The following is a 25,919-nucleotide window of genomic DNA, read 5'->3' as shown; positions in this document are numbered from 1 at the left end:
CAATTACTCAACACTACGAAGAACGGTTCGACGAATTACCAGACTGCATCCCAGAGATAAATAAAAGAGAAACTGCAACATCGGTGTAATCATGAGTATCTGGCTATAGGGGATACTCAGTAAGCAGCTAATAACAAAAGCGTTGTAGGCAGGTGCGAAACTCACCAATTGCAAATCCTGCTGATCTAATTGCTCAAGGCGTAACACGGGTTTGGCCTGAGTGACTTTTAGAATAAAGATGAATAAACCAATAAATAATACCGTCCCGATGACGCCAACTTCCCACAGCAACATACTCAGAGAAGTGGAGTCCAGAATTAAATTATAAATAAGATTCAAAAATCCCGGGGAAACAGAACTGCCGCTGTTGGTAGCATTCAGTCCGTAACCAAATAACGTACCGGAAATACCTAGCAGATCATTATTCTCCCACCAGAAAAAGAGGGTAGTAAAGCGCCCTAGCTCCCCGGTCGACAATATGTAATTCGGGTCAAAAATATAGCTTAACGATTCCCAGAAGACGCTTAACGAGCTCTGAGTCGGATCGGTGCCAAAGGCAGCCGAATAGAACGATGCAAGAATAACAATTGCCAATGTAATCAGCAGCACCATACCCAGGATAATCACCAGTAGCGCTTTCAGGTTTACCTTACTGATATCTTTAACATAGCCGGGCGTGACCCACACCCATGCCAGAAACAGAGGTGAAAGTAGGATGACGAATTTCACTTCGCCAATAATGCACAACCCTAAACCAAGAATAATATGCAGAACCAAAGACTTAATTGTCGTTAACCCATGCTTATATTCAGAAAGCTTTAGCAGCATAATTAACAGGCAAAATAAGCCCATCGCTGCGGTATTTCCGCCGCCCATCGGATCACCGCCAAAGGTGCCTACGACCGAGTCCCACTTTTCATCTTCACCGAGCAGGGCCACACGCTGAGGCACGACAAAAAATACCTGATAGAACATCACCGGTATCTGGGCGTAAAACACCCAATATAAACACCGAGTGACGCGGTAGATTTGCGACTCGCGGCAAAAACCCAACAGCAGGCAGATCATGACCAGCGACAGGCCTATCTCGTTTTTAAACGCGATTATCGCCACCACTGGCCCGCCCTGGATCAAGGTCGAAAGGCCGACCAACGCCAGGAAAGAACAATAGACCGCGAGAATGATGGTTTCCTGATCATCCAACCCCTGAGTGCCGTCACGCGTTTGCATGACCAGCAGGCCCACCATCACAAGGGCGAGACAAAATGGCAGCCAGAGAACGGCCTGCATGCCGGTAAAATATTGCACTAGCCCGCACAATATCAGGGTTATGAACGTGTAAATCTGGAGATAAAATCCGGTATTTAAGGTCATGGCATCACCGGGTTGTTCTTCAAAAGCGTCGCACGTTTATTCATCGCCAGATAAATGAATGCATAACGAATAAACGTCAGAACGGAGAAAATAATCACCGAGGTGGCATAGTCGTTATAGAAATAAGGCGTCACTACAAAAGCGATCAGTACGATTGCCAGTTGTTCCAGCTGAATACGCAGGAAATATCGGTGTGATCCAAAAATCAGTTCGATGACGGTGAGAGGACTGACCGCCAGCGCCGGGAATAGATAGGGCAGCATATAACGCGAGGTATCAATGGAATTGATCCAGTCCTCACCGAAACCAAGATGCATCACAATAGGATAAAAAATAAACACCCCCAGGGTACATATCACCCCGAGCACCATCAGCAGGAAACGAACCCGCTGGTATTCCGGATAGTTAAACGTGTTATTTCTGAAGTCGATCGACCACTTTGAGAAAATGGTATTACGCACCGCATTCCCGACAATGGTCACCGGTGACAGACAGAAGCGACTGACCACGGAAAAATAGCCCGCCGTTAATGCCGAAAACCAAAAGTTTATGAGCATGATCGGCAGATTATTGTTAGCCATCGCCAATACTTCGGCACTCCCGACTCGCGAAATATGGTGAAAATGCGTCCTGAAAAACACCAGGTTGCTTTTCAGGGACAGATGCTGCGCCGTGACCGTACGGAAATTAAAAGATCGCGCGATACAACTGATGGTTAGCAGCATCATGCCGCTGGCCCAGGTCCAGTAAAACATCTGAACCTGATTCGTCAGTACAATAGACAGCACCACGACGACTGACACCGAAATACGCTGGAAGATGAGAAACCGGAAATTACCCGTGCGCAGTGACAGGTTTTCCGATATCAGAACCCATGCGTTCGACAGCGATAACAGATAGAGAAACAGCACGTTTTGATGGAATAGCCACGCCGTCAGTAGCGCGTAAGGCAGCGCCAGAATCGCGCTTTGCAGAAGGCAAAACACCACATTTTGCGTTAACTCTTCTTCCGATTGTTTAGGAATAAGCAATTGGGACGCAAAGGTACATACCTGCGCTCCGATCACAGCGATACTGTAATTGAGCGCATACAGGCCCACTTCCGCGAGATCGTATTTATACGAGATTAACCAGATTGAGAAGGCGCCAATCAGTTGCGAAATGACTGACGACCCGGCAATAGTGGAAGCACTCTTCAATAAACTCATAACCGACCTGTGGTATTCATCAATTCGTCAGTAGTGATATTGAGCGAGCGAAGACTCTCTTTCGTCTGCAGATTTTTTTCCTCAACCAGATTGAGTACCGCTCCCATGACCACTTCCTGGTTGGCGTCAACTTTCGCCAGCGCCGCCCGCAGCGTCTCCACGGACGCAGCCCCCGCTTGCACAACGAAAACCACACCATCAACCACCCGACTAATCAGCTCGATGTCCTGACTCTGGCTCACCGCAGAGACATCGACGATGATCCGCTGGTAGCGATTTCGCAGGTCACGAATGAGAGGTTCAAAACGTTCCGAAGACAGCATCAGCAAAGACGAAGCGTTCGCTTTTCCGCGGGGTAAAAAGTCCAGCGTGTCACTAAGCGTGATCCGCGCAGCGTCAAGTGTCACTTCTCCACGCAACAGCTCTGCAACTCCCGCAGAGGTCGATGTTGAAAACTCGGCGGACAGGCCATCACGGTTAAAGAAATCCAAATCAAGCAGTAAGGTTTTCTGATCAAAGCTGAAGGAGTTTGCCAGCAGACTGGCCAGTAAAGAGCGCCCCTCACCCTGCTTTGCAGAGGAGATTGCCAGAACCTGCTGCGGGCGGTTATCCAACAAAATCTGTGTACGAATGCTGTGGATAATGTCGGCGTTCAAGGGGTTTCGCGTGATCAAATCGCGAACCTGTGCACGGTTCCCGGCCCCCGCAATGCGGCGGATCTCACCCAGTGAGACGACGCCCAGTCGTTTTGTCACTTGTCCGAGCGTCCTGATGGAATTATCCATCGCCGCTTTTACAATGACGTACATAAAGAAGAAGGCCATGGCCAGCGCCACCACCATCACTAACAGTAACGCTTTATTTGGCTTAGATGGCTTCACTGCCGGGACAGCCGGATCGTACAGCACTGCATCCGCATTAATGCCGGACAGAGACAGTTCCTGGGTCCGCTGATACAGGGTTTTATAAAGATCTTCCAGTTTATCCAGTGACAATTTCTGGCTGTTATACAGGCTGCGTTTTTCAGCCAGTTTCTGAAAAATTTCTTTCTGTTGATCAAGTTGCGCCTGATAATCCTTTTCATCCGCCAGCGCGGCCAGATATTGCTGATGAATGCCTTTTTTAAGCTCACTGAGCACCACGCCCATCTGATCCTGAATAGCCTTCACCTGAGCCTGCGCTTCCAGGATCTTCGCATGTTTCGGGCCATATGATTTTTGTAACTCATACAAAGACCGCTGCGCCTGAATCATGGCGATACGCAAATCCTGAATTTGCGCATGGTTAGAGATCGTCGGTAATGAAATGATGTTATCCAGAGAGACCCGGCCCCCGGCGCTGACGGCTTTTTCCAGAGATTCTGCCGCAATACGCCGTTGGGTAGCATCGGCCAGACGGTTGGTAACAATGCTGAGTTGCTCGGTTTCGAAGCCATCAATGCCGCGGAACGTTAATAAGCCCTCTTTCGCCAGGAAGTTATCGATATCGGCTTTCTGCTGCGCGATCTCTTTCTGCACTTCCTCCATTTTCTGAAGGTTTACTTCTCTGGCTTTTTCTGTCTTCAGCCGCTTTTGGTCCAACGTATAATCGATAAACGCCTGTGCGACGCCGTTGGCAATCTCAGAGGAGAGTTGTGGCGATGTCGACTCATAAGAGACTGTCGCCAGATTAGTGGTTCGAATACCGCTAACGGTAAGATTTTTTTGCAGCGTGTTCAGCGCGCGCTCAATGCGCTGCTGTTCAGCATCTTCGCTGTTGCTGGCCTTTTCATCCGCTTTTTTGCCAATAAAGTCTGGGTTTTGATCCAGCTTTAACTCGCGAACCGCTTTCTCCAGAACAATACGCGACTGCATCAAGGCATATTGCGTCTCATAGTAGCCGGTGCGCGTGGAATCAAAATCTTCCACCTGTGGGAACGGCGAAACGTTATCAGCCTGAGCCTTTAGCAACACCGTAGCTGTTGAGACATATTTTGATGACAGCATGCTGATTAATGGGTAGGCAACTGCACCGCTGATAATTCCCGCAAGTACAATCTTACAGGCGTTCTTTTTAATTTCTTTGGCAAATCTGGAAACGTCGACGGTCTCTTCCCGTTTTTTTCCATTTTCCACTATTGATAATTTCATCGTTAGAAAAATCCCATTCCAATGATCACTACGTCCCCAGGACGGACAGAATGGGTCAATGCCACATTCTCAAGCAGTTCATTATTCCCTGAGAGTCGGATATTGATATCTTTGCGATCCGCGCGATCGGTAAACCCACCCGCCAGGGCAATAGACTTCTCAACAGTCATGCCGGGTTCATAGGCATAACCATTGGGATTTCTAACTTCTCCAGAGACATAGAATTTACGAAATTCTGCGATGCTGACGGTGACCATTGGGTTTTGCAAATAATGCCCACGTAGCTTCTGGGTAATTTCTTTCCCCACCTGCTCTGCCGTTTTCCCTTTCAGCATCAGTTTACCGATATAAGGGAAAGTAATAGCGCCGCTTTTATCGATGATAAATTTCATGGTCATCTCGGGTTCACCGTAAACCATGATATTGACCGTATCGCCGGCACCCAGAATATAACTCTCCGTGACAGTCGACGCGTCGTCTGTTAAAGGCGGTCGGGTGGATGAGCAACCCACCAACAAAATACTGCACAGTAAAAATGTGCACAAATTGATTACTTTCATTTTATATCTGAACCTTAGCAGTAAGCATAATCATTGAATTGTCATAACCTAACGTCCTTGTTACTTCCCGCTCGTCGTTAGGTCCAATGTAGAACGAATCCGTATTCTTATTCGAATCCAACTTATTCAGAAGATACTTGAGTTCAACGTTAACCGAAGGGGTATAGTCGTAACTCATTTTCATCGTAAACACGCCATTCCTGTCACGACGATTTTTGTCCTGTTTTTTGTAATCCTCCCGGCTAAGAGAATAATCCAGGGTAGTAGAAAAACGATCCCCCAACCAAAAGTGTTGGTACGAAACACCATATTTGGTGAATAAAATATATCCACCCACCTCGGACGGATCTTTAATATTCTGTGAAGTATGTAGCGTAACAACAGACTGTTTTAGCGGCTTCCACTCTCCCTGTATGTCCCAATTCAATCCATTAAAATTTCGAGCGTTGGCATTATTCTCAAACGTCTTATACAACCACGCGACATTCATGTCGATGTTTGTTTTGTCCGATAATTGGGACTTTACTCCATAGCGCAAATAGTACTCGTTGCTATCTTTTTCAGATAAACGATCGTATCGACGCTGGTTAGTAATAAAACTATAACGAAAACGTGTGTTCGCGGTATATTGGTCGTAAACTTCAGCAATAAGACTATTTTCGTACCACTCCTGCTCAAGGAGATAATTGTAAAAGTCTACATCAGCATTACGGACCCCGCCCGTCTTACCGAAACGTAACTTTTTATACTGTAATGCCAACTCAGCCTTGCCGCGTCCTTCAGGTGCACCATAACTGTAACGCAATTCGCTATTCACAAAATGGGGGCTCAAAGGAGACGTAATACCGAACTGTCTAAATTGTTCCTGGACAAAACCTTCTGTAATTCCGCGCCCGCGCTCCTCATGCCCCAGAGAATCTTCTAGATTCAGGGTCAGTCCGTGTTTCAGCCCGTATCGCCATGCGCCGTTAAAACGGAAAAAATGATCGTTGTAGTTGTCGGCAGAGTCCTTATCGTAACGACGGTAGTCACCGGAATACATCAGCAAATATTTATCCTGAAAACGCTCGCCTACCATACTTAACGTCGGCGTAATGCTCTGAAATACAGAATCTTTCTCCTTGCTGCTGTGTGGTTGAAAGGTGATGTTATCTGAATAACCATAATTCGCTGCAACGTCGCTTTGAAAATCTACCCCCGCAATGCCTGTATGTGATTTCGGGATGGGTTCGGCCCATACCGGTTGTAGAATGACAATTCCGGTAATGGCCAAAAGTTTAATACGCATTCTTTCCGACAAACCCTTTAGAAATTGTTTTAATAATAATTTTTATATCCAGCCATAAAGACCATTTCTTGATGTATTCAATGTCGTACTGAACTCTTTTTTCCATTTTATAGAGCGTATCAATTTCCCCACGGAAGCCGTTGACCTGCGCAAGACCAGTGATCCCCGGTTTTACCTTATGACGTATCATGTAGTTCTCAACCTGCTTACGGTACAGCTCGTTATGTGCAACCGCATGGGGTCGGGGGCCAACAATTGACATACTTCCCTGAATGACGTTGATAAATTGCGGCAGCTCATCGAGAGAAGTGCGGCGTAAAAAGGCCCCGAAGGGTGTCACCCGAGGATCGTTCTTCGTGGCTTGTTTCACGACATCATCGTTTTCCATGACCTTCATGGTGCGGAATTTCCAGACTTTAATCTTTTGTCCGCTTAGCCCGTACCGATCCTGTTTAAAAAATACAGGTCCACGAGAAGTCAGTTTGATGCCAATCGCAATAATCAGCATTAATAAGGAAATCATAACCATGATAATGCTGCCCACAATCAGATCTTCCGCACGCTTGATAAATGAACTCACTCCTTCGAACGGCGAACTGAAAATAGCAATGGTATGCAGATCATGGATATTGCGAAATTTGGACATATTGTTACTGTAAGTATAAAAGTCAGGAACAATATAGGTATCCACCGTAGTATCTGACATCATCGACAGAAAATGACGGATACGCTGCAAAGCAACCATCGGCAGAGCGATATAAATTTCATCAACATTCCCTCGTCTGGCCTCTTCGACCAGTGTCTGTACCGAACCCTTAAATGGACTTTTAATCTTCTTTGCTACATCATCGAGCCGCGAAAAATCCCGCTCATCATAAAAAGCAAGGTCCAGCTGCATGTTTGAGTATTCGTTTCGCAATGCCTCTTCAACTGCCAGGCCGTTTTCGGTAACACCAACAATTGCCACCCGGGTGCTTTTTCTGGACGTATACTTAAGAAGTAAATAGCGAATACACAAAAGAGCAGGAAACGGTAATAGATACCATACGACAATAGGGGAAACAAAATCATCACCCAGCGAGTTAAAATCCCCCTGAGGATATACTTGTGCAAGCGTATACCTGATTACTTCACAAAGAACTATAGCCAGTAATGCACTGCCGAGAATCCCTTTAAAATCACGAAAACGAAATTTCCTGATTTTCCGTTGGTATACCTTTGTGTATTCTGAAAATAACAAAAAGAGAGTAGAGAAGAGCAGACAAAATAATACTGCCGTACCAAAATACTTCGTTTCAAAGAACCAGGCGCTTGTAATCAATGTTGCATTGATTACAGTGAAATCAAGCACCTTGATGAATGCAGAACATTCTTCACTATTGAATTTTAATGAACATGTCGACATATTAAACACTACAACAACCTTTCACCACATGTCATTTACAATGGTAAAAAACCATTAATAAAATTAACTGATGGATGGGTTGTTATTTATCTCAGCGTAATCCCTAACATACAGTGCATTCCATGCACCGTCCCTATTAATCTGCAACGATACATTACTGTGATTATTGGGTTCAATTCGAAAAAAAATGAGATTTCTTCAGGATATTCCGAATCTGAGTCACTACAATACTGCTTCTGAGTCTTATGAATGAGATAAATGAATTCCCGTTATAGCCCAGGCTAAGGAGACGTTAACCATTGATCCCGTTAGAAATATAAATGTTAGCTCAATAACTTACACAGGAGGTGGCATTTGTAATCTACGGACTTCTATTACCTCCCTCTATCAAAAAGCCCAACGACCGCATCTTCGAAACAACAATTGGCTTATCGCACCAGCACAATCACATAGATAATGCTTTAACCACACTCTCTGTAACGTTACACTAAACCGTTGCAGTTAAGAATGGCGAGACTTAACGGGGCGTCATACCGCCATTCCCCGATTATCGCAAAGGAGAGTTATGGCGAACATTCGAGATGTCGCGAAGCATGCTGGCGTGTCAGTCAGTACCGTATCCAACGTGCTCAATGGCCGCACCGATCAAATGCGGGCCGAAACGCTTGAGCGTATTCAGCAAAGCATGCAGACCCTGAATTATTTCCCCAATCGGGTCGCCCAGCAGCTAAAAACGGGACACGCCAAAATGATTGGCCTGCTGGTTCCTTCGATTGTGAACCCAAGCTTCGCCGCCCTTGCGCGAGAGGTCGATCTGGCCGCTAAAAAACGGCTGTATCGGGTACTGATTGGGAATACCTACCGTCAGGTCGAAGAAGAAGAAGCCTTTCTGGACGATATGTTTTCTCACGGCGTCAGAGGAATCATCGTTGCCGCCTGCGATATAGAAAAACCACATTTCGTTCAGGCCGCGAAGCAGGGCATGATGATGGTGAACTACGATGGCCGAATGCCTGCCAACGTCGAATCGGATGGCTTCACGCTGGACAGCGTCTCTATGGATAACGTTGATGCCGGACGAATGGCGGCTGAACATCTGATCGCCCGCGGCTGCCGTACCCTTATTTTTGCCACCGTTGCCGGCATGACGCCCAGCCGGGCGCATAAAATCGAAGGTTTTCTCAGCGTGGTAAAACAGCATGGGCTTTATCGTGAAGGGATGATCGTCGAAGGTCAGGCCATGGCCGCCTATGGTGATACCGAAATGACGGAACTGGGTCGGGCGCTGGCGCAAAAAATCGGTCAACAATCACCGCTTCCCGATGGCATTGTCGCCATTAACGACGCATTCGGGATTGGGTTGATGACCGGCCTGCATCAGGCGGGCATTAACGTACCGGAGCAGATTTCGATTGTCGGTATCGACAACATTTCGCTCTCCGAACTGGTTTACCCCGGTCTGACGTCAATCATGCCGCCGTTGAAAGAAATGGCAGAAGTGATGGTGGAACGTCTTATCGATCGGATTGAAAACCCGGCTCTCGCGCCGCAGGAATACCTGTTCCCACCGTCACTGGTTACCCGGCAATCCGTGCGCGAAGCCTGAGATTGTGCCGGATGGCGCTGCGCTTATCCGGCCTACGGTCCGGCACTGGCATGCGAAACTAATCTTCCTGAAACGGTGCCGTTGGTCCGGCGTGAAAATCGATGAGCCGTTGTCGGCTGACCGGGTCCGCACGCAGGGACGCGGGCGGAGGGGACGGCCTGCAGGGATGCAGGCTCGACCCCGACCCGATAGTCAGACGACAAAAGGCGAATGGACCACGAAGTGGCGATTTTCCCTGCCGGGAGCCTGGGATGCAAGGGAGGCGGCGGCGAGCCTCCCTTGCGCGTTCACTTGCGTGAGAATGTCAGAGAAACGCTGAACATGCGGTGAACGCAACCCTTCTCCGAACCGCGGTGTATGAAAGTGCTGCAGGCAATAACAGTATCTACAAATCGCACTGACGTGGTGGTGGCAAAGGAGAAGAACGGCTGTTCTTCTCCGTATTTCAAAGAAACGTTGGGCCAACGGTTAAAAGAATATTGGCAAATCGGCGGGTTTCCCCCGAGGCAATAACCAGCATCGTATCTGAAGATTTTGCCTGGGAATAGAAAGCGTTGCGTTCAACATATTCAAACTCGGCCATCGGTGAAAGAATATCGCGATATTCACGCTCAATCGTATTATCGAAATCGACCGGGCTGGACATTAATGTCGCTTTTTCAACATTAATATAGCCGAGAATTTTCTCCAGAATGACTGTACTGCTGATTAACCCCGGTGAAAAATTCAACCAGACAATACGTGCCAACGGCGAGGTATTGGTCAGAAAAGAATAATTCGCATCCGTAATAAGGATATTCGCTTTATGACCACACTGCGCCAGCCCCTGCAATAAATCAGGATGAATAATATCCGACTTTATCATAATCATTCCCTTTGAGACTGGCGGGTAGAATAACCCGCCCTGTATTTACGCCCGATAAATCCCGCCGTTAATATCAATTGTTGCACCGGATACAAAACCATCATATTCAGAGGCAAGGAAGCAGATCGCTCTGGCGACGTCTTCCGGTGTTCCGGCACGCCCCAGCGGAATCGCCTGGATTGTCTGATCTGCGGAGGCCTGAGTAGTGTGCTGATCGTGAAAACGCGTGCCCAGAATCAGCCCCGGCGCAACCGCATTGACCCGAATGCCATGCTCTCCCAGCTCGGCGGCGAGCGAGCGCGTCCAGGTTAACACCGCCCCTTTCGTTGTGGAGTAAACCAATGAACCCGCATGACCGCCAGAACGCCCGGCCAGCGAGGCCAGATTCACAATACTTGCTCCTGCAGGCGCAGCCTTCAGCCACGGCAGCGCCTGCTGGGTGACATTTAGCATCGTCGTCATGTTCACATCAATTACCGTGCGCCAGAAATGCGGCTCGATATCACCAAGCCATCTGCGGGCAATAATGCCGCCGACGTTATTCACCAGAATATCAATGCCGCCCAGGAATTCAGCCGCTTCCTGAACGCAACGCGCGGCATCTTCTTCGTTAGTTAAATCGGCAAAGCCAATGGCCGCACGGCATCCTTTTTCCTGTGCCATGGCCATTAATTCTCGCGGCCCCGATTCACCGTTGAAATAATGAATATAGATGTCGCATCCTGCCTCAATCAGTTTTTTCGCGGATTCTTTACCAATACCTTGCTCAGCACCGGTAATAAACGCTTTTTTCCCTGCTAATGATCCCATTTCATACTCCCATTATTCAGATATACACAGAGACAGAAATTAATAACCCGCCAGTCCGGGCAACCAGGTGGTTAATGGCGCAACCAGCGCGACAATAATGATTCCCACAAAAACAACCGCCAGATATTTCGCCATCGGTCGGATGACATGTTTCATTTCCACGCCGCAAATCGCACAGGTGGTATACAGGCCCAGGCCGATAGGCGGAGAGAACAGACCAAAGCCCATCGCCATAATCATCACGATGCCAAAGTGCAGCGGATTGAACCCAAGCTGAATGGCAATCGGCACGAGGATTGGGGCGAAAATAATCAGCGCTGGCGCGCCTTCCAGTACGGCACCAAAAATAATCAGGATGACCACGGTTAACAGCAGGAACAGCCACGCCCCCTGCTCCATGCCAATACCGACTAACAGTTCCGCGATTTGCTGCGGGATCATCTGGATAGTCAGCGCGTAAGAAAGGCTGGTAGCACAAGCCACAATGAACAGCAGCACGCCGGACATCGCCGCGATATCAACGAACATCTTCACCGTGGCTTTCAGGGTGAGTTCCCGGAACGCCAGTCGTCCCACCACGATGGCGTAGATCACCGCAAAGGCGGAAATTTCCGTTGAGGTAGCAATCCCCATCATGACCCCACGGCCAATCATAAAGATCATCACCAGCCCTACGGCGGCACCGAGGTAAAGCTGAGTACGCGGACGTAAAACGGGATAGGCTTCGTTGACGTTGATTTTTCCGCCGAAACGGTTTGCCGCGACCATCAACAGCACCAGCAGACATGCTGCGGGGATCAACCCGGCAATAAACAGCGCCCCGATGGATATGTTGGCGACAAAGCCCATGACGATCAGGTTGACGCATGGTGGAATGGTTTCCGCCATCACTGCCGACGCAGCAAATACCCCTGCGGCCTCTTCGCTATCCTGTTTGGCGCGACGCACGGCAGGCATTAGCACGCCACCGACGGCAGCAACATCCGCCAGTTTGGAGCCGGAAATACCGGAGAAAAAGGCCATCGACAGCACGGTTGTCATGTTTAAACCACCGCGAAACCGCCCCATACCGCGCACAATCAGCTCAACCAGGCGCGTCGACATGCCGTTGATTTCCATTGCCGCACCGGCAAGCAGGAAGAACGGAATTGCCAGCAGCACAAAGTGGTCAACCCCGGCGGCGACCTGCTGCGAGAAAAACACAAATGGCAGCGAGGGATCGCAGATGAAAAAGACCATCGCGGACATGCCGAGCGTAAAGGCGATCGGTACTCCCGCCAGGATGCCCAGGACGAAGCAAATCAGCATTAATCCTGCCGCCGCGCTGGCCGGGTCAGCCATCAGCGACAATTTTAAATACCCCAGCGCCGCGAGTACCACGATACCGCCGCCGCTCAGAAGAACCACACGGGCACGTTCTTGCAGCGCATGCTCCAGCGCTGCCACCATCATCACCACGGAGCCGATGAGCACCGGAATAACATAGATGGTCTGAGGAAGTCCGGTTTCGGTCGTCTGCAATCGCGCGGCCTGTACCAGGTCATAGCTGGAAACCACGAGGCCAGTGGAAACCAGGAACAGGATCCAGCGACTGGCATGTACCACATACGGACGAATGTTTTCGGGGAGAAATCGCAGGAACAGATCGACGCCAATGTGTCCGCCTCTGCCCGTCGATGTTGCGACACCGAAGAAGACCAGTGCGATCATCAGCGCTCGTGCCACCTCTTCCGCCCAGTGGATGGGCGAATGTAACGCATAGCGCCAGATCACGGAGGCGAAGACCACCAGTACGTTGGTAAACAGCACCAAAGCACCGGCCCAGGACGTCAGGGTAGTAAGCCCTTTACTCAGTCGGCTCAGCAGCTTCAGCAACGTATTTTCACCCGTTTTTTTCAAAGGGATATCTGCCATGTTGAACTCCTTTCATGGGTTACCTGGCTAAGCCGCCGACTTTTCCCAGGGCGGGTCAATCGGCGGCTTACCGCTTACGGCGCTTCCGCAGTGATCTCATCCACTGTCGGTTTCATGTGCGGATATTGCTTAAGGAAGGCGTCCCAGACGGGCTGTACGGACTGCGCGAAGAAAGCGGTGTCCGTGGTGCGGAAGGTGACCCCTTTCGCTTCGAGATTTTTGATGGCTTCCTGCTCTTTTTGGCTGGCCTGCTGGCGCTCATACTCCGTCGCCTCTTTTGCGGCTGCCAGCACGTCGGCACGAAGCGGTTCAGGAATCTGTTCGAAGCTCTTCTTGTTCATGGCAATCATCAGCGGGTTGTAGCTGTGACGAGTGAATGTGCCGTTCTTGATGATTTCATAGTATTTACTGGCGTAGATGGTTGGCGCATCGTGTTCAACGCCGTCGATCACGCCCATTTGCAGGCTGGAATAGACTTCGCCGCCCGGCATGGGAATTGCCACTGCCCCCATGTGATTTAGCGTGGCGATAAAGTTAGGTACCGGCAGCACGCGGATTTTCAGGTTCTTTAAATCCTCCGGCTTCTCAATCGCTTTTTTGGTGTAAACGTTACGTGCGCCAAGGTTATAGCCATAACCCAGCACCATCACGTTCGCTTTTTTCATCATCAAATCGGAAAGCTGTTCACCCGCTTTGCCATCCAGCGCTTTCCCGACCTGGTCGTAGTCTTTAAACAGATAGCCGAGATCCAGTACGCCAATTTCGGGCACCAGTGTGGCCCAAATAGACGTGCCTGAGATCATCATGTTAATTGCACCGATGCGCACCTGTTGCGTGGCATCGGCTTCTTTTCCCAGCATGGCGTTGGCGAAATAATTGAGTTTAATCTGGCCTTTTAGTTTTTCGTTTTTATTCAGGTTGTCCTGAAAACGGCTGAACCAGATGTAGTGAGCAGAGGATTCATCGCCCGGTAGAGAAGAGTAAACGCGAAAATTGATGGCGGCCTCAGCAAATGAGGTTAATGCGCTACCGGCAATCAACGCGGTTCCTAGACAAGCAACGGTTAGAAAGCGTCTGGCTGAACGAAACTGTTTGGTTTTCATCGTGATGATCCTTTCTCATACCTTTGAGATAGCAATAACGCCGTCTGGCGCGGTTTAGTCGCCAAAGGGTTAAAACGGAAAGCGGCTTCACCTGTCTTCTGTAACGTTTTAGTGTAACGTTACAGAACGTATCCAGCTCGCGGCATAAATACAAGTCGCTTCCTGCTCTGATAAGGGGAGATATGTGAATTTTGCAGCGGATATCACTAAACGGCGTACTGTTGTTACACAACAGAAACCCGCTCTTTGCTGTTTAGTCACTGTTTAGAATTGCGCAGGAAATGAAAGCGAAGAGAGGAGGCTGGGGAAATTGACGTCATGCTGCCGGATGGCGGTTGCACCTTCTCCGGCCTACAAAAACCCTGACCGGAAAATTGGCGAAACGTCGCCATCCGGCTAGGTTTTTATCAAAGAGCAGGGTAATCCAGATACCCTTCTTTACCACCGCCAAAGAATTTCTCTTTGATGGGCGCATTCAGCGGTAAATCATTCTCCAGACGATGCGGCAGGTCCGGGTTGGCAATAAACGGACGACCAAAACCAATCAGATCCGCCCAGCCTTTTGTCAGCGCTTCTTCGGCGCGCGCTTTGGTGTATTTACCGGAGTAAATCAGCGTTCCGTGGAAAATAATACGCAGCGCTTCTTTAAATGCCGCAGGCATCACCGGCGCGTCTTCCCAGTCGGCTTCGGCAATATGGATATAGGCAATACCCAGTTCGTTCAATACGCTTGCCGCCGCGAGGTAAGTTGCTTCTGGCGTGTCGTCTCTGGAGCCCATCAGCGTGGTCAGCGGCGCGAGACGGATCCCTACGCGCTCTTTACCAATCGCCGCAGAGACGGCTTCCACCACCTCTTTCATAAAGCGCAGACGGTTTTGCAGCGAGCCGCCGTATTCGTCATCACGCAGATTAGCCTGCGAATCAATAAACTGGTTAATGAGATAACCGTTGGCGCCGTGCAGTTCTATACCGTCAAAGCCAGCGGCAATCGCATTACGCGCCGCCTGTGCATAGTCATTAACGATGGCAGGGATCTCTTCCAGCGTCAGCGCACGCGGCATGTCATGCTGAATCATCTCACCAACGCCATTTTCCGGGCCACGGCCTTCAACGTCGACAAAAACTTTAACCCCTTCGGCCTGAATCGCCGAAGAAGATACCGGTGCTGCGCCGTTCGGTTGCAGAACGGTGTGAGACACGCGACCGACGTGCCACAGCTGGGCGAAAATTTTACCGCCTGCGTGATGCACCGCATCGGTCACTTTTTTCCAGCCAGCAATCTGCGCCTCGGAATAAATTCCCGGCGTCCAGGCATAACCCTGCCCCTGCGGGCTGATTTGCGTACCTTCGCTGATGATAAGTCCAGCACTGGCGCGCTGTGCGTAATAGTCCGCCATCATGTCAGTCGCAACGTCACCCGCCCCGGCGCGGGAACGCGTCATCGGTGGCATTACAATACGGTTTTTTAATGGCAACGCATTCAGCGCATATTGAGCAAATAACATAATGGGTTCCTCGCGCGATTATTTATACAGTTCGGCACTCATGGTGACGGTGTTGCCCATGCGAGCGCTGGTGATTTTGTATTCAGAGGCGTTCATCTCTTTCGCTTTCTGCGCAATGACGCTTTCCGCAGAATCCAGCGTGGTGCCCGTTGCCGTTACAGATTGCGCAGAGGCGCTAAACGCCGCAGCAGAGAACAGAGAAGCGGTAACAATTGCGATAAAAGTTTTCATAGTCATATCCAGAATGTATTGATTAAGTGCGTCGGTTAACGCGATGGGAGGAGAATACGCCTGTCGCTTGATGACATAAATGATACAAATGGCAATAGACTATTGCTTTTTAGTTAACAATAAGGGGGAATCGGCTCGCCTGTGGAAGCTAACGGGATCTATACCGCAAAGACTTAACGCAACAGGCGGGGTAAAGATTTTAGTAATACTCCAGCCTGTTGCGCCAATGCCGTTTTCTTCTGTGATGTGCCTTAAAGATATCTAAGGATGATTTAAGGAACATTGTATGAAAAAATCATAATGACTGTTTTTTGACTTTTAAAGCAAACTGCTTCGGTGTAATACCAAAAAACTCTTTAAAGTTACGGATAAAATAAGATGTACTGGTATAGCCCACTTCATTGGCGATACTGTTAATGTGCTTCTCAGTCGTGGTGATAAGTTTCGCCGCCTGATGCATGCGAATATCCAACACCAGCGTATTAAAATTATTACTCTCTTTCTCAAGCTTTTTACGAATCGACACCTCCGACATATGTAAAATTCTCGCCAGATCTGCCAGCTTCCACGATTTAGAAAGATCAGCTTCAACGATTGACTTCAGTCGCTCAGTAAAGGTGGTATCCGTTGATACCGACAAGGAATAAACTAACGATTCTATATCCCTCATTTTAGAAAGAAGATAGGTTATTTTATAGACTTGTCGGTGTTGCGGGACATCGTTCCCCATTAATCGTCTGAAGATTTCTGTATCTGTTTCATCAACAGGACAGGTAAATATTTTACGCCGCGTCTGGTTAACTCGTTGCGGATCCAACAGGAGCGGCTCCATCACCTTACAAATACAGCTTAACACATCACTATCAACATGATAGATCTCGTAGGGAACGCCTTTACCTAACACTTTTAATGCCACATCAATCACAGTGTTTTTTTCGATATAGCACAGTGATTCAGGGGGTACATTAAAGGACTGCCCATCTTTCGTTTTTATAAGCAGTTGCGCATCCCGCAGATAGATAATCGCGCAGTTATAAAAACGTATCTTTTTCAGCACCAACAGATTGTTGTGTGCAAAACTTTCCTTAGCCGGAAAATTAAGGGTACTTAAAGCACTTTGACTATTCATACAGTCACCCCCATGCTTTGTATGTATATAATTTCATGGGTTATCAGCCCTGTAAACTCGGAATTTTTTAATTGTTGAAACACTTATAATTTTAATTATTTCTTTTTTAACCATGTATTTCTATAAAATACATAGCGTTACCCAGCGACTTTGGAGAGGGAATTAATAATTTTAATATTTTCAATGAGAAACAATGCGAAAAAGTGGTAATCACACATTCGGTGTAAGAAAAAAATTCTTCAGCAAGATCGGCAGCTTTCGGGTAGATTTCGCACCCAATTTGAGTTTAATCGATCGTATCTTATAATAAATATTATTCTCTTTTAGCTGCGTTAACTTCGCGATCTCCCTGATTCTCTTCCTCTTAAAAAAATACAGATAGACGATTTTTCGTTCATCATCCGTAAAGCCATTGAACACTGAAACAGGCGAAGGTCTGCGGCTCGAGAACACACGCAGCTTCTCATGCTGGTACGAAACCTCCTCAAGGCTAAGACAGGTGACCGGGATTTTCTCCATCAGAAAGCAGTATGAAAAGTAATCATCCCTGTCGCAAACCAAATAGACTTGTTTATATTTAATCAGCATTTCATGAGCAGCATCGACATCGCTGTACTCGTAACATTTAATATCTAAATCATCATTAGCGAGCAATGATAATCCGTAATTAAAATAAGTATTTTTACTTGCCAACAAAAAAGCAACCGACATAAGAACTCTTAGTGATGAAATGTATTAGACACCCTAACTAAAAGTGACTATAAGGTATGAAAAGTGCAAAAACCACCCTAAAAAATAGCCCGTTACGATAAAATTTTGCACATTGAACTATTGCGCAAATGGATTTAATTCTCACTAACATTTAATTCATAAAAAAGCCTGAACGATGGGTTCAGGCTTTTACTTGCTCACCCGTTAAAATCAGAATGAATAACGGATATTAGCGTTAATTGCCTTATCAATATCGTAATCACCGAAGGCTGAACGCTCTATATTAAGACTAATCCTGGTGTTTTCTTTAATTTTGGCGTTAACGCCTAAACTGAAGATCGCCCGGCTATCTTTACCATTCTTAATATGAGTTTCCCCGGCAAAATCATGGACAACCGTTTCTGCCGGATTAAACAGGTCATACTGATAATGAACGCCCACCAGCGCCGTCAGTTCCCAGTCTTTGTCCCTGAACGTTTTCCCGGATTCCACACCTGTACGACCTATCAACGGATTATCCTGCTTACGCTGCATATGGATATCTGAGCCTGCAGAGTGCCAGTCAAACCGGGTTCCTGACACCGAGCCATAAACCAGTTCCGTCTGCGGCTGAATATAGGTTTCACCAGGTAACGAGAAGCGCCAACCCGTTTCTGCCCCTAGATACCAGGAGTGCGAACGGTAATCCTGCTCCGGCATTTCGGTTTCACTCGCAGCATAGTGGTTGTCGTGGCGAACATACTTGCCGATCGCATCCACATACAGCCCTGAGTCGAACATCGCGGACGCATAGAGACCGATACCGGTTGATTTCGTCTGACCGGACCAGCCATCGCTATGGCTGTTACTGTGAGTGAACGTGGCCGTCACACCGGTAAACAAATCACCACCGTCAAATGCGTGCTTTCTGTCGGCTCCAATCTGGAGATGAGTCCAGCTGTTGGAATAACCCGCATCAGCGGAACCCGTACCGCTGAAGACGCGCGCCCACGCCCCGGTTTCACCGTGAGTGTTGCGCAGATCACCCATGCGGTAGTTCAGGTTGTTCATCTCCGTCAAGAAGTTTCTGTATCCCATATTCATAACAGCTTTGCTGGCCTGCACCGCCGCATTGTCCTGCTGCACGTCAAATCCTTCCAGCTGCCATTGTTTGCTGTTCCCGCTCTCCACGATGCCGATCTGCGGCGTGAAGGTATGAACACCCGAGCGCTGTGTCACCGGTTTGAGCGTGAACACATCGGTAGCCGTTGTTTTCGGTGCCGTAACTAACGCTACGGGTGACATTTCATTACTGGCGGGGGCTGTTGTCGGGACAACAGTCAGCGCATTATTTTTACCCGTCAGCGACTGTTTAACCGTTACTGTATCTGCCGTTTTACCGTCAGTGTTCATGATGAACTGACTGTTGCTGGCAGTCAGATTGTCCACAGTCAGAGAACCCACTGCACCGGCGTCGCTGAAGCGCACTTGCGAACCATCCAGGCCGAGGGATTTCACAACGGACTGCCCGTTCGCCTGCCAAAGGGTATTCTTCATCGCCGCACGAGCCAGTGGCGCATTCAGGTTGCCGCCATAAGCCGTGAACAGATTCTTATGGGCTTCCTCTGCCGTACCAAAATTCAGGCTGGCGGCATCATCCGCCTGAATATTTCCTGTCATTACGCTACCCGCGCCGACATTCAGCGTCGTGCCCTGTCCGGCAACGCTCCAGCGCTCAGCGGTATACTCGCCGGATAACAGCGAAAGCGTTGACCCCGCACCGGCAGCCACTTCACTGTCAGAAACCAGCCCCGAGGTTGCCGTCAGCTTAGCACCATTTGCCAGCGACAACGCTGAGTGGCTGAAACGGCTGTACTGGCTGAGAACGGCGTCGGTGGATGCCACCCTCACCGAACTGTCTGCGCTGTCAATCCCGCCGGTAAAATGCTCATTAATGTTCAGGGTGGAACCTTTCTTCAGGTGGATGCGTCCGGTGAAATGGCTCTGATCGGCGTCGTTTGTCGCTTTTGACTGCCCGAATGTGGGCGTGGTCATCACGCCGTTCCCGTCATTGAGATCGATATAGAGATTTTCACTGCCCAGCGTTACGGAGGAATGGTCTGCAAAAAGAGTGGTATCGAGGCTGGCATTCCTCGCCAGACTAAAATCAGCGTTGTAAAGATTAAGCTGTTTCAGGTTGAAATGGCGGGTCTCCCAGTCATTCTGGGTAAAGGAAACCGGCTGAGTGAGAACAGAATTGTCGCCAAGCGCCTTCAGCTTATCCGCCACAGCCTGGCTGCTCACAGCGTGAACGACCGGATGCCCCTGAATAAACAGGCGGCCATCTTGTTGGGTGAAACTCCCTCGCGTGTTCATCCCGCCATCCATGACAAAGTCATTCTGCGTTCCGGGCGTAACGGTATTTTTGACATCAACATTGCCGGTGAAGTGGCCATGCCAGATGTTTGCCACCGCCGTCGTGGCACCCGCTTTGTTGAAATCCAGACTAACGGAAGCCTGCCGCCCGCTGTTGGTCAGGATCGCCCCATCATCCGCACCATTAAGCTGATGGAAGGTAAGGCTATTACCGTTAATATCAAGCTTACCGCCGTGATAGCCCCATTTGATATTGTCGGGATTAACCTGTTTGTCATCGCTTAACACAACGGTTGGGCGACCACTCACAATACTGACATTATTGAAGGCCTGAACATTGCCATCGCTGTCTGGCCGTTGCGCCAGAACCACCGTCCCTTCGCCAACATTCAGACCTCCGGGGTTGATACCCGTGCCATTCACTTTCAGCGTTCCGGTACCGAGCTTGTGAAGATTATCACCCTGAACACCGTTCACCTGCCAGTCGACGGTGTGATCGCTGCTAACAATGATCCCGCCACCTTTCCAGGTCTGAGAATCCAGGGGCTTAATAATGTAATCATCATCAAAGGTCAGCGTCCCCGCCCCCTGGTCAATGGTATTTTCTAACACAACGGAACCGCCCCCCTGGAAGGTGAGATCTTTACCGCTGTTCAATGAGGTAGTCGTAGCAGGACCAAAATTGCCATGCATTGACCAGGCGTTCGCTCCCTGGGTTAATGTGCCGATGCCGGTTTTATCATCATAAGACCAGTGAATATCACCTTCATTTCGTTGTGAATTGATGGGGGCATCAGCGTCCTCTTTCATGGTATTGGCCACGTCACCGACTGGGATGAGGGTATACCAGTTCGTATTTCCTTTAACCTGGGCCCACGCATGTTGTACAGCGATAATAACCCATTTATTTTTCTTTGCATCCCAGGCAAAAAGCGGAGAACCGCTATCCCCGGGAGCACCATAAGAAGACAGGGGAGAATCATCTATATTCGTGACGAAACTCCAGTCTGATATAATAGGAGGGTTAACAATCCCCCCCGTTTTATAAGCATACCCACCAGCAATATGTACTGGATTGCCATTAGCATCTCTGACATATTGCGTGCCCGTACCTACCCGATAGAAAACGGGGAACCGTTCCTGATTCTGATATGTACCTCTTGCGGTTCCTGCATCGGTCATATCCAGCGCAGTGACCTCTGTCACAATTTTGTTTAATCGGGGGGTGTGAAAGTCCCTCCAGTGGTTATTTCTGTCTACCAGGGTATAATTGGTGTCGTCCCCATAACCAAATTTTACATTTTTATAGCCGGCATTATGCTTTACACTCACAATATATTGAGGCGCGACTAAGGTTGCAACCCCCGTTCTGACGTTTGAACTAAAGTCTATCATGGGTGCTTTATTTAAGGTTGTAAGGACATTGCCTTGCTTATCATAAAGAGGAATATTCACGGCGCCGGGTTTGAAAAGACCCTTATTTTCTGAAAAATCACGGTAAGTCTGGTAAGGAATATCGTATCCTACTCTGGAAGCCGTTGACGCTGCAGAATATAACACACCCAAAAGTGTCACTAATAGTACACTCATCGATACTCGCGAGGTGATGTACTTTCTTATACCTTCACTGACCTCTGAAACAACAACCATCTCGCCCTTTCTGTTCTTTTTTATCGCATATATTTTATTCATTCTTCCCCCTGCACCTGTCAGCTGAAATAACTGAAACTCAAACAAAGATCAGAGCCAGTCAATAAAAAATGGTGTTTTTTATATTCTTATATCCTGCAAGAGCATCATGACGATGAACCTACTGCATCTATAATTCCATATCATCTCCCAGGTAGAAAATAGAAAATATAGTTACGGAAATTGAAACGACATAATCAACGGAATCTCAAATAGAAAAATTCGATAGAAAAATAACGATCGTCATTTTAGGATTTGCCAGCGCATTTCGAGCACCATATATTTTGTCTCGCTCATTAAGATTGTTTTGAGCTGACTTAAGAATTAAGCGATTTAGTTTATTAATGGAGCATAAAATGAAAAAGCTGATTTTAGGTTCGGCAATTGCGGCAGTTCTGGGTGTAGCGTCTAGTGCTATGGCTGCGCCAAACACCGGTACTGTAAACTTTACAGGTAGTGTTTCTACTGCAACTTGTAATATCGATCTTAAAGATTCTGCTGGTAGCGATATTTCAACCGTTGATTTAGGGACAATTGCAACAACTGCTACTGCCGGTACAGTAGTAAACTTCAAACTGATCCCTAAAGAACAAAACTGCCTCACTAAAGCTGCTGCGACTATGACCTGGAATTCACCAACTTTAAATGCTACGGGTTTGAGCAACAGCGTAGCTAATGGTACTAATGCAGTTATGCTTCTGACGGCTTCAAACGCAACTGCTCAGGATAAATCTGTTAAACAAGGAAACACCACTTTTGATTATAACGTAACGGGTGGTATCAAATCATTTGATTATGCTGCTGCACTTGCTAAACCGAATGCAAACACAGCATTTACTGCTGGTGCCTTCAGCGCAGCTGCCACTTACTCAGTTGCATATAAATAATCACTGTTAACTCTGAGAAGGGAGCATCGTGCTTTCTTGCCTGCTCCCTTTTACTTCTTAAATTTCAATAACTGGTGGCAAGAATAAATGAAAAAAGAGATCGTTTTTTTTGCAATTATTTTTCATTTAGCTTCAAAATATGCTCTTGCCGAGGAGTTTAATTACAATTTCATTCGTGGTGGAAGCAAAGAAATACCTGAAATACTCAACAACACTGGCAGAAATGTTTCTGGCAAATATTTCGTCGATGTAATATTAAATAAATCTAAAATTGCAAATTCTGTTGAGTTAAACATCAACAATAAAGATTCACAATATATTTGCCTGACAGAAGACTGGCTAAAAAATGTAGGCATATACCTTAATAAGGAATTTTATAAGGATTTTTTCAACGCTAGCCGAGAATGCTATAACATTGAAAAAGAAAAAAATAGCCAGGTAAAATTTGATCCTTCCCTGCAGGAGCTATCAATCGATATGCCTCAGGCAGGTTTTGTCGATTCTAAAAAAGAAGGCGGCACCTGGGATTATGGCAGCGCTGGTTTCAAACTCGCCTATGATCTTAATACTTCGAAATCAAGCGACCAGGAGCGGACAACATACGGGAATATCGAAGGCCAGATCAATATTGGAGAATGGGTCCTGCTTGGCAGGGGATATGCCTATCAGGGAGAAAAATTCGAGAGCAATAATCTTCTGTTAACACACGCGATAAAATCGATTAAATCAGATATTCTTATCGGTAAAACCCAGTCTTATAATACGTTGAACGATGGTTTTACCTTTTATGGCGCACAGTTAAAGTCAAACCAGGATATGTATCCCTGGGACTCGCAGTCTTATGCCCCGGTAATCAATGGTATTGCCAGAACACATGCGCGTGTCACTGTCGAACAAGGCGGATACACATTAAAATCGCTCGTGGTCCCGCCGGGTCCTTTTGTGATTAACGATCTGACCGGCGTGTATTCAGGGGACATTATTTTAAAAATCTATGAAGAAGATGGTTCGGTAAAAGAACAGCGATTCCCAGTCGCTGTGCTGCCCAACTTATTAAAACCTGGCAATTATAATTACAATATCGCGGTAGGTAGCAAAGTTGATCAATACAGTGACAAGCGTGATGATGACAGTTTATTCGCGCAGATGACCTATGATTACGGTTTTGAGCCTTTTACTCTCAATACCTCTGCGCTGGTCGATAAAAACTATAACAACTTTGGCCTGGGTCTTATCCGTTCTTTCGGCTGGTTTGGTGCCGTGGCAATGAGTGGTAACCTGTCACAGGCAAAATACCATAATGGCAAAGCCATGAACGGCTTTAGCGCATCGGTGAAATATGCCCGTGCCTTAGGGGAAAATGCGAATTTACAGTTAATCGGTTATCGCTTTAACTCAGAAAATTACATTGATTACGCGGATTTCAACTATCGCTATTACAATCTGTTAAACAACAGACCCAAGCAGCGGTATGAATCGATTATCACCTATCAACTCCCGGATATGAATGTGTTCTTCAACATGTCAGCCTGGAAGGAGGATTACTGGGACAGTTCCAGTGAGGTAGGTGCAAACGTCAATCTCAGTAAGAGTTTTAATAATATATCGGTCTCCCTGAATGCCGGGTATTCCCGACTGCAGGGTATGGAAAACGATTATAACGCAGGGGTATCTCTTAGCGTACCCTTCAGCATGTTTGATAAATCACACTACAGCTTCTCTGGCATAAATTATGATCGCCGTAATGGCACGAATTTCAATACCGGTGTTGCGGGAAGCGTTAATTCTCGCCTGAGCTATAATGCGTCCATCAGTCAGTCACGTAACACTACAGGAAGCGCGATTTCGGCGTCTTATCTGTTTGACGAGGTTCAAACCTCGGCAAGTTATTCGCAGATGAGCAGTACTTCCAGTTCTTCCTTCCAGGTCGGCGGAAGTGTTATCGGGCTGCCAGATGCAGGTATTCTTTTTACTCCTGTGAAAAATGATGAAATTGCGATTGTGCAAATGGAAGATGTTCCCGGTGTAAGATTTAATGGCTCGATGCCGGGCGATAAAAAAGGTCGCGCCGTCATTCCATTAACGGCGTATAACAATAACACGATTACGGTCAATGCCGACAACTTGCCTCAGAGCGTCGAATTGACAGAAAACGCAATCAATGTCACGCCGACAGAGAATGCAATTATCTACAAAAAAGTGAAATACAGAAAAATTAACACGTATATCGTAAAAGTCATCAGCAGTAATGGTTTTGTTATTCCAATGGGGAGTATCGCTAAAACCGCAGATAACCAGGAAATCGGCTACGTCAACAATGGCGGGATTCTGTTAATGAATCTTGAAGATAAAGATGAAGGGATCATTTCTGTAGGTGATTGCAAATTCAATTCACAATCGCTGCAGAAAGATATGGGTAAAGTACAGGAGATTAAGTGTGGCTAAGAACAATACACTGAAAAAGGTTTTCTTTTCTGCATCACTGTTTTTATTTGCAGCATCAAGTCATGCGGCATTTGTCCTTAACAGCACTCGTTATGTGTTTGATGGAAAAAGAGAGAATATCTCCGTACAGGTTGATAACCAGTCCACTCAGGAATATGGTGGACAGATATGGATTGAAAACCAGGACCAAAACGACAAAAATGTCTATTTTGTGCCCAGCCCGACATTTTTTAAAGTGGCCGATCAGCACAAACAAGTCCTGCGTATCCTGAAAATTAATGATGCGTTACCCAAAGATAAAGAATCGCTTTTCTGGATCAATATCCAGGAGATCCCCAAAGCACCGAAAGAAGGTACGAATGCATTATCAATTGCGCTGCATACCCAGGTCAAAATGTTTTATCGCCCTGATGCCCTGAAAGAGAAAAGAGAAAACGCCGAACAGCAGATTAAAATGATAAACAGTGATGGCAATACTGTTCTCTGGAATGATACGCCCTACTATTTTGCGATCATCAGTGTTAAACAAAACGGAGCACCTATTAAAGTTAGTAATGATATTAAAGAAAAATTATCTGTCTTTGCGCCAGGTGAAAAAGTTTCTCTGGGCAAATCAATTACCAGTAGCAGCCTTAGTATCGTAGCGTTTGATGATTATGGTGTTGACAAAGAGTATAAATTAAACAAATCCTGACACGTTTAAGG

At 47.3% G+C, this 25,919-nt stretch carries 18 protein-coding genes; 4 read left to right on the top strand and 14 right to left on the bottom strand.

What is annotated here, in order from left to right:
• Positions 1–3: 3 nt before the first annotated feature.
• From HVY19_RS00325 to HVY19_RS00300, 6 genes are read right to left on the bottom strand one after another with little or no spacing between them, the layout of a single operon-like run.
• Entirely contained in the window at positions 4–1,374 is a 1,371-nt protein-coding gene (locus HVY19_RS00325) for a capsular biosynthesis protein (RefSeq protein WP_181682471.1), read from the bottom strand.
• Positions 1,371–2,582: a capsular biosynthesis protein gene (locus HVY19_RS00320; protein WP_181682470.1), complete on the bottom strand. Its 1,212-nt coding sequence runs from the start codon at positions 2,580–2,582 to the stop codon at positions 1,371–1,373. The genes HVY19_RS00325 and HVY19_RS00320 overlap by 4 nt, the downstream gene beginning before the upstream one ends.
• The gene (locus tag HVY19_RS00315) at positions 2,579–4,711 is read right to left on the bottom strand and encodes a tyrosine-protein kinase domain-containing protein (protein WP_181682469.1); all 2,133 of its coding nucleotides are present in this window, start codon (positions 4,709–4,711) and stop codon (positions 2,579–2,581) included. Before HVY19_RS00315 ends, HVY19_RS00320 begins: the two co-directional genes overlap by 4 nt.
• Before the next feature lie 2 nt (positions 4,712–4,713).
• The gene (locus HVY19_RS00310) at positions 4,714–5,271 is read right to left on the bottom strand and encodes a polysaccharide biosynthesis/export family protein (protein ID WP_181682468.1); all 558 of its coding nucleotides are present in this window, start codon (positions 5,269–5,271) and stop codon (positions 4,714–4,716) included.
• Between the two features lies 1 nt (position 5,272).
• Entirely contained in the window at positions 5,273–6,559 is a 1,287-nt protein-coding gene (locus tag HVY19_RS00305; protein ID WP_001220593.1) for an outer membrane beta-barrel protein, read from the bottom strand.
• Complete coding sequence (locus tag HVY19_RS00300) at positions 6,549–7,964, bottom strand: undecaprenyl-phosphate glucose phosphotransferase (protein WP_181684187.1); 1,416 nt, start codon at positions 7,962–7,964, stop codon at positions 6,549–6,551. The genes HVY19_RS00305 and HVY19_RS00300 overlap by 11 nt, the downstream gene beginning before the upstream one ends.
• A 565-nt stretch (positions 7,965–8,529) precedes the next feature.
• On the opposite strand from HVY19_RS00300, the gene HVY19_RS00295 reads away from it, so the two are divergent.
• Complete coding sequence (locus tag HVY19_RS00295; RefSeq protein ID WP_181682467.1) at positions 8,530–9,570, top strand: LacI family DNA-binding transcriptional regulator; 1,041 nt, start codon at positions 8,530–8,532, stop codon at positions 9,568–9,570.
• 445 nt (positions 9,571–10,015) lie between these two features.
• Here the strand turns inward: HVY19_RS00295 and HVY19_RS00290 are convergent, their stop codons facing one another.
• The 8 genes from HVY19_RS00290 to HVY19_RS00255 all read right to left on the bottom strand — a co-directional run bounded on the left by HVY19_RS00290 (position 10,016) and on the right by HVY19_RS00255 (position 21,885).
• Positions 10,016–10,435 carry an RbsD/FucU family protein gene (locus HVY19_RS00290; RefSeq protein ID WP_181682466.1) on the bottom strand — a complete coding sequence of 140 codons (420 nt, stop codon included), beginning with the start codon at positions 10,433–10,435 and terminating at the stop codon, positions 10,016–10,018.
• Positions 10,436–10,480: 45 nt separating this feature from the next.
• Positions 10,481–11,245, bottom strand: coding sequence for an SDR family NAD(P)-dependent oxidoreductase (locus tag HVY19_RS00285; protein WP_181682465.1), 765 nt, complete (start codon positions 11,243–11,245; stop codon positions 10,481–10,483).
• 39 nt (positions 11,246–11,284) lie between these two features.
• A complete protein-coding gene (locus tag HVY19_RS00280) occupies positions 11,285–13,159 on the bottom strand; it encodes a TRAP transporter large permease subunit (protein WP_181682464.1) in 1,875 nt (624 codons plus the stop codon).
• 74 nt (positions 13,160–13,233) lie between these two features.
• Positions 13,234–14,262, bottom strand: coding sequence for a TRAP transporter substrate-binding protein (locus HVY19_RS00275; RefSeq protein ID WP_181682463.1), 1,029 nt, complete (start codon positions 14,260–14,262; stop codon positions 13,234–13,236).
• 407 nt (positions 14,263–14,669) lie between these two features.
• Positions 14,670–15,767, bottom strand: a complete 1,098-nt coding sequence (locus HVY19_RS00270) for an alkene reductase (protein ID WP_181682462.1) — start codon at positions 15,765–15,767, stop codon at positions 14,670–14,672.
• A gap of 18 nt (positions 15,768–15,785) precedes the next feature.
• The gene (locus tag HVY19_RS00265; protein WP_181682461.1) at positions 15,786–15,998 is read right to left on the bottom strand and encodes a DUF1471 domain-containing protein; all 213 of its coding nucleotides are present in this window, start codon (positions 15,996–15,998) and stop codon (positions 15,786–15,788) included.
• 295 nt (positions 15,999–16,293) lie between these two features.
• Positions 16,294–17,127: an AraC family transcriptional regulator gene (locus HVY19_RS00260; RefSeq protein WP_181682460.1), complete on the bottom strand. Its 834-nt coding sequence runs from the start codon at positions 17,125–17,127 to the stop codon at positions 16,294–16,296.
• Positions 17,128–18,048: 921 nt separating this feature from the next.
• A complete protein-coding gene (locus tag HVY19_RS00255; RefSeq protein WP_181682459.1) occupies positions 18,049–21,885 on the bottom strand; it encodes a S6 family peptidase in 3,837 nt (1,278 codons plus the stop codon).
• Positions 21,886–22,238: 353 nt separating this feature from the next.
• Here HVY19_RS00255 and HVY19_RS00250 point away from each other — a divergent pair, with 353 nt between their 5' ends.
• The 3 genes from HVY19_RS00250 (at position 22,239) to HVY19_RS00240 (ending at position 25,908) form a co-directional block, all read left to right on the top strand.
• A complete protein-coding gene (locus HVY19_RS00250) occupies positions 22,239–22,769 on the top strand; it encodes a fimbrial protein (RefSeq protein WP_181682458.1) in 531 nt (176 codons plus the stop codon).
• An 87-nt stretch (positions 22,770–22,856) separates the two neighbouring features.
• Complete coding sequence (gene pefC / locus HVY19_RS00245; protein WP_181682457.1) at positions 22,857–25,214, top strand: PefC/AfrB family outer membrane usher protein; 2,358 nt, start codon at positions 22,857–22,859, stop codon at positions 25,212–25,214.
• A complete protein-coding gene (locus HVY19_RS00240) occupies positions 25,207–25,908 on the top strand; it encodes a fimbrial chaperone (protein WP_181682456.1) in 702 nt (233 codons plus the stop codon). The genes pefC and HVY19_RS00240 overlap by 8 nt, the downstream gene beginning before the upstream one ends.
• Positions 25,909–25,919 lie beyond the last annotated feature (11 nt).

It is taken from the genome of Citrobacter sp. RHB25-C09, from assembly GCF_013836145.1.
Lineage (GTDB): Bacteria > Pseudomonadota > Gammaproteobacteria > Enterobacterales > Enterobacteriaceae > Citrobacter_A.
This window is presented reverse-complemented; position numbering and strand designations above follow the sequence as displayed.

Coding starts and splice junctions, on each gene's coding strand:
- HVY19_RS00285 (WP_181682465.1), bottom strand. CDS start 11,245: ATGGGATCATTAGCAGGGAAAAAAGCGTTTATTACCGGTGCTGAGCAA.
- HVY19_RS00315 (WP_181682469.1), bottom strand. CDS start 4,711: ATGAAATTATCAATAGTGGAAAATGGAAAAAAACGGGAAGAGACCGTC.
- HVY19_RS00295 (WP_181682467.1), top strand. CDS start 8,530: ATGGCGAACATTCGAGATGTCGCGAAGCATGCTGGCGTGTCAGTCAGT.
- HVY19_RS00320 (WP_181682470.1), bottom strand. CDS start 2,582: ATGAGTTTATTGAAGAGTGCTTCCACTATTGCCGGGTCGTCAGTCATT.
- HVY19_RS00300 (WP_181684187.1), bottom strand. CDS start 7,964: ATGTCGACATGTTCATTAAAATTCAATAGTGAAGAATGTTCTGCATTC.
- HVY19_RS00255 (WP_181682459.1), bottom strand. CDS start 21,885: ATGAATAAAATATATGCGATAAAAAAGAACAGAAAGGGCGAGATGGTT.
- HVY19_RS00310 (WP_181682468.1), bottom strand. CDS start 5,271: ATGAAAGTAATCAATTTGTGCACATTTTTACTGTGCAGTATTTTGTTG.
- HVY19_RS00275 (WP_181682463.1), bottom strand. CDS start 14,262: ATGAAAACCAAACAGTTTCGTTCAGCCAGACGCTTTCTAACCGTTGCT.
- HVY19_RS00325 (WP_181682471.1), bottom strand. CDS start 1,374: ATGACCTTAAATACCGGATTTTATCTCCAGATTTACACGTTCATAACC.
- HVY19_RS00290 (WP_181682466.1), bottom strand. CDS start 10,435: ATGATAAAGTCGGATATTATTCATCCTGATTTATTGCAGGGGCTGGCG.
- HVY19_RS00260 (WP_181682460.1), bottom strand. CDS start 17,127: ATGAATAGTCAAAGTGCTTTAAGTACCCTTAATTTTCCGGCTAAGGAA.
- HVY19_RS00305 (WP_001220593.1), bottom strand. CDS start 6,559: ATGCGTATTAAACTTTTGGCCATTACCGGAATTGTCATTCTACAACCG.
- HVY19_RS00280 (WP_181682464.1), bottom strand. CDS start 13,159: ATGGCAGATATCCCTTTGAAAAAAACGGGTGAAAATACGTTGCTGAAG.
- HVY19_RS00250 (WP_181682458.1), top strand. CDS start 22,239: ATGAAAAAGCTGATTTTAGGTTCGGCAATTGCGGCAGTTCTGGGTGTA.
- HVY19_RS00270 (WP_181682462.1), bottom strand. CDS start 15,767: ATGTTATTTGCTCAATATGCGCTGAATGCGTTGCCATTAAAAAACCGT.
- HVY19_RS00265 (WP_181682461.1), bottom strand. CDS start 15,998: ATGAAAACTTTTATCGCAATTGTTACCGCTTCTCTGTTCTCTGCTGCG.
- pefC (WP_181682457.1), top strand. CDS start 22,857: ATGAAAAAAGAGATCGTTTTTTTTGCAATTATTTTTCATTTAGCTTCA.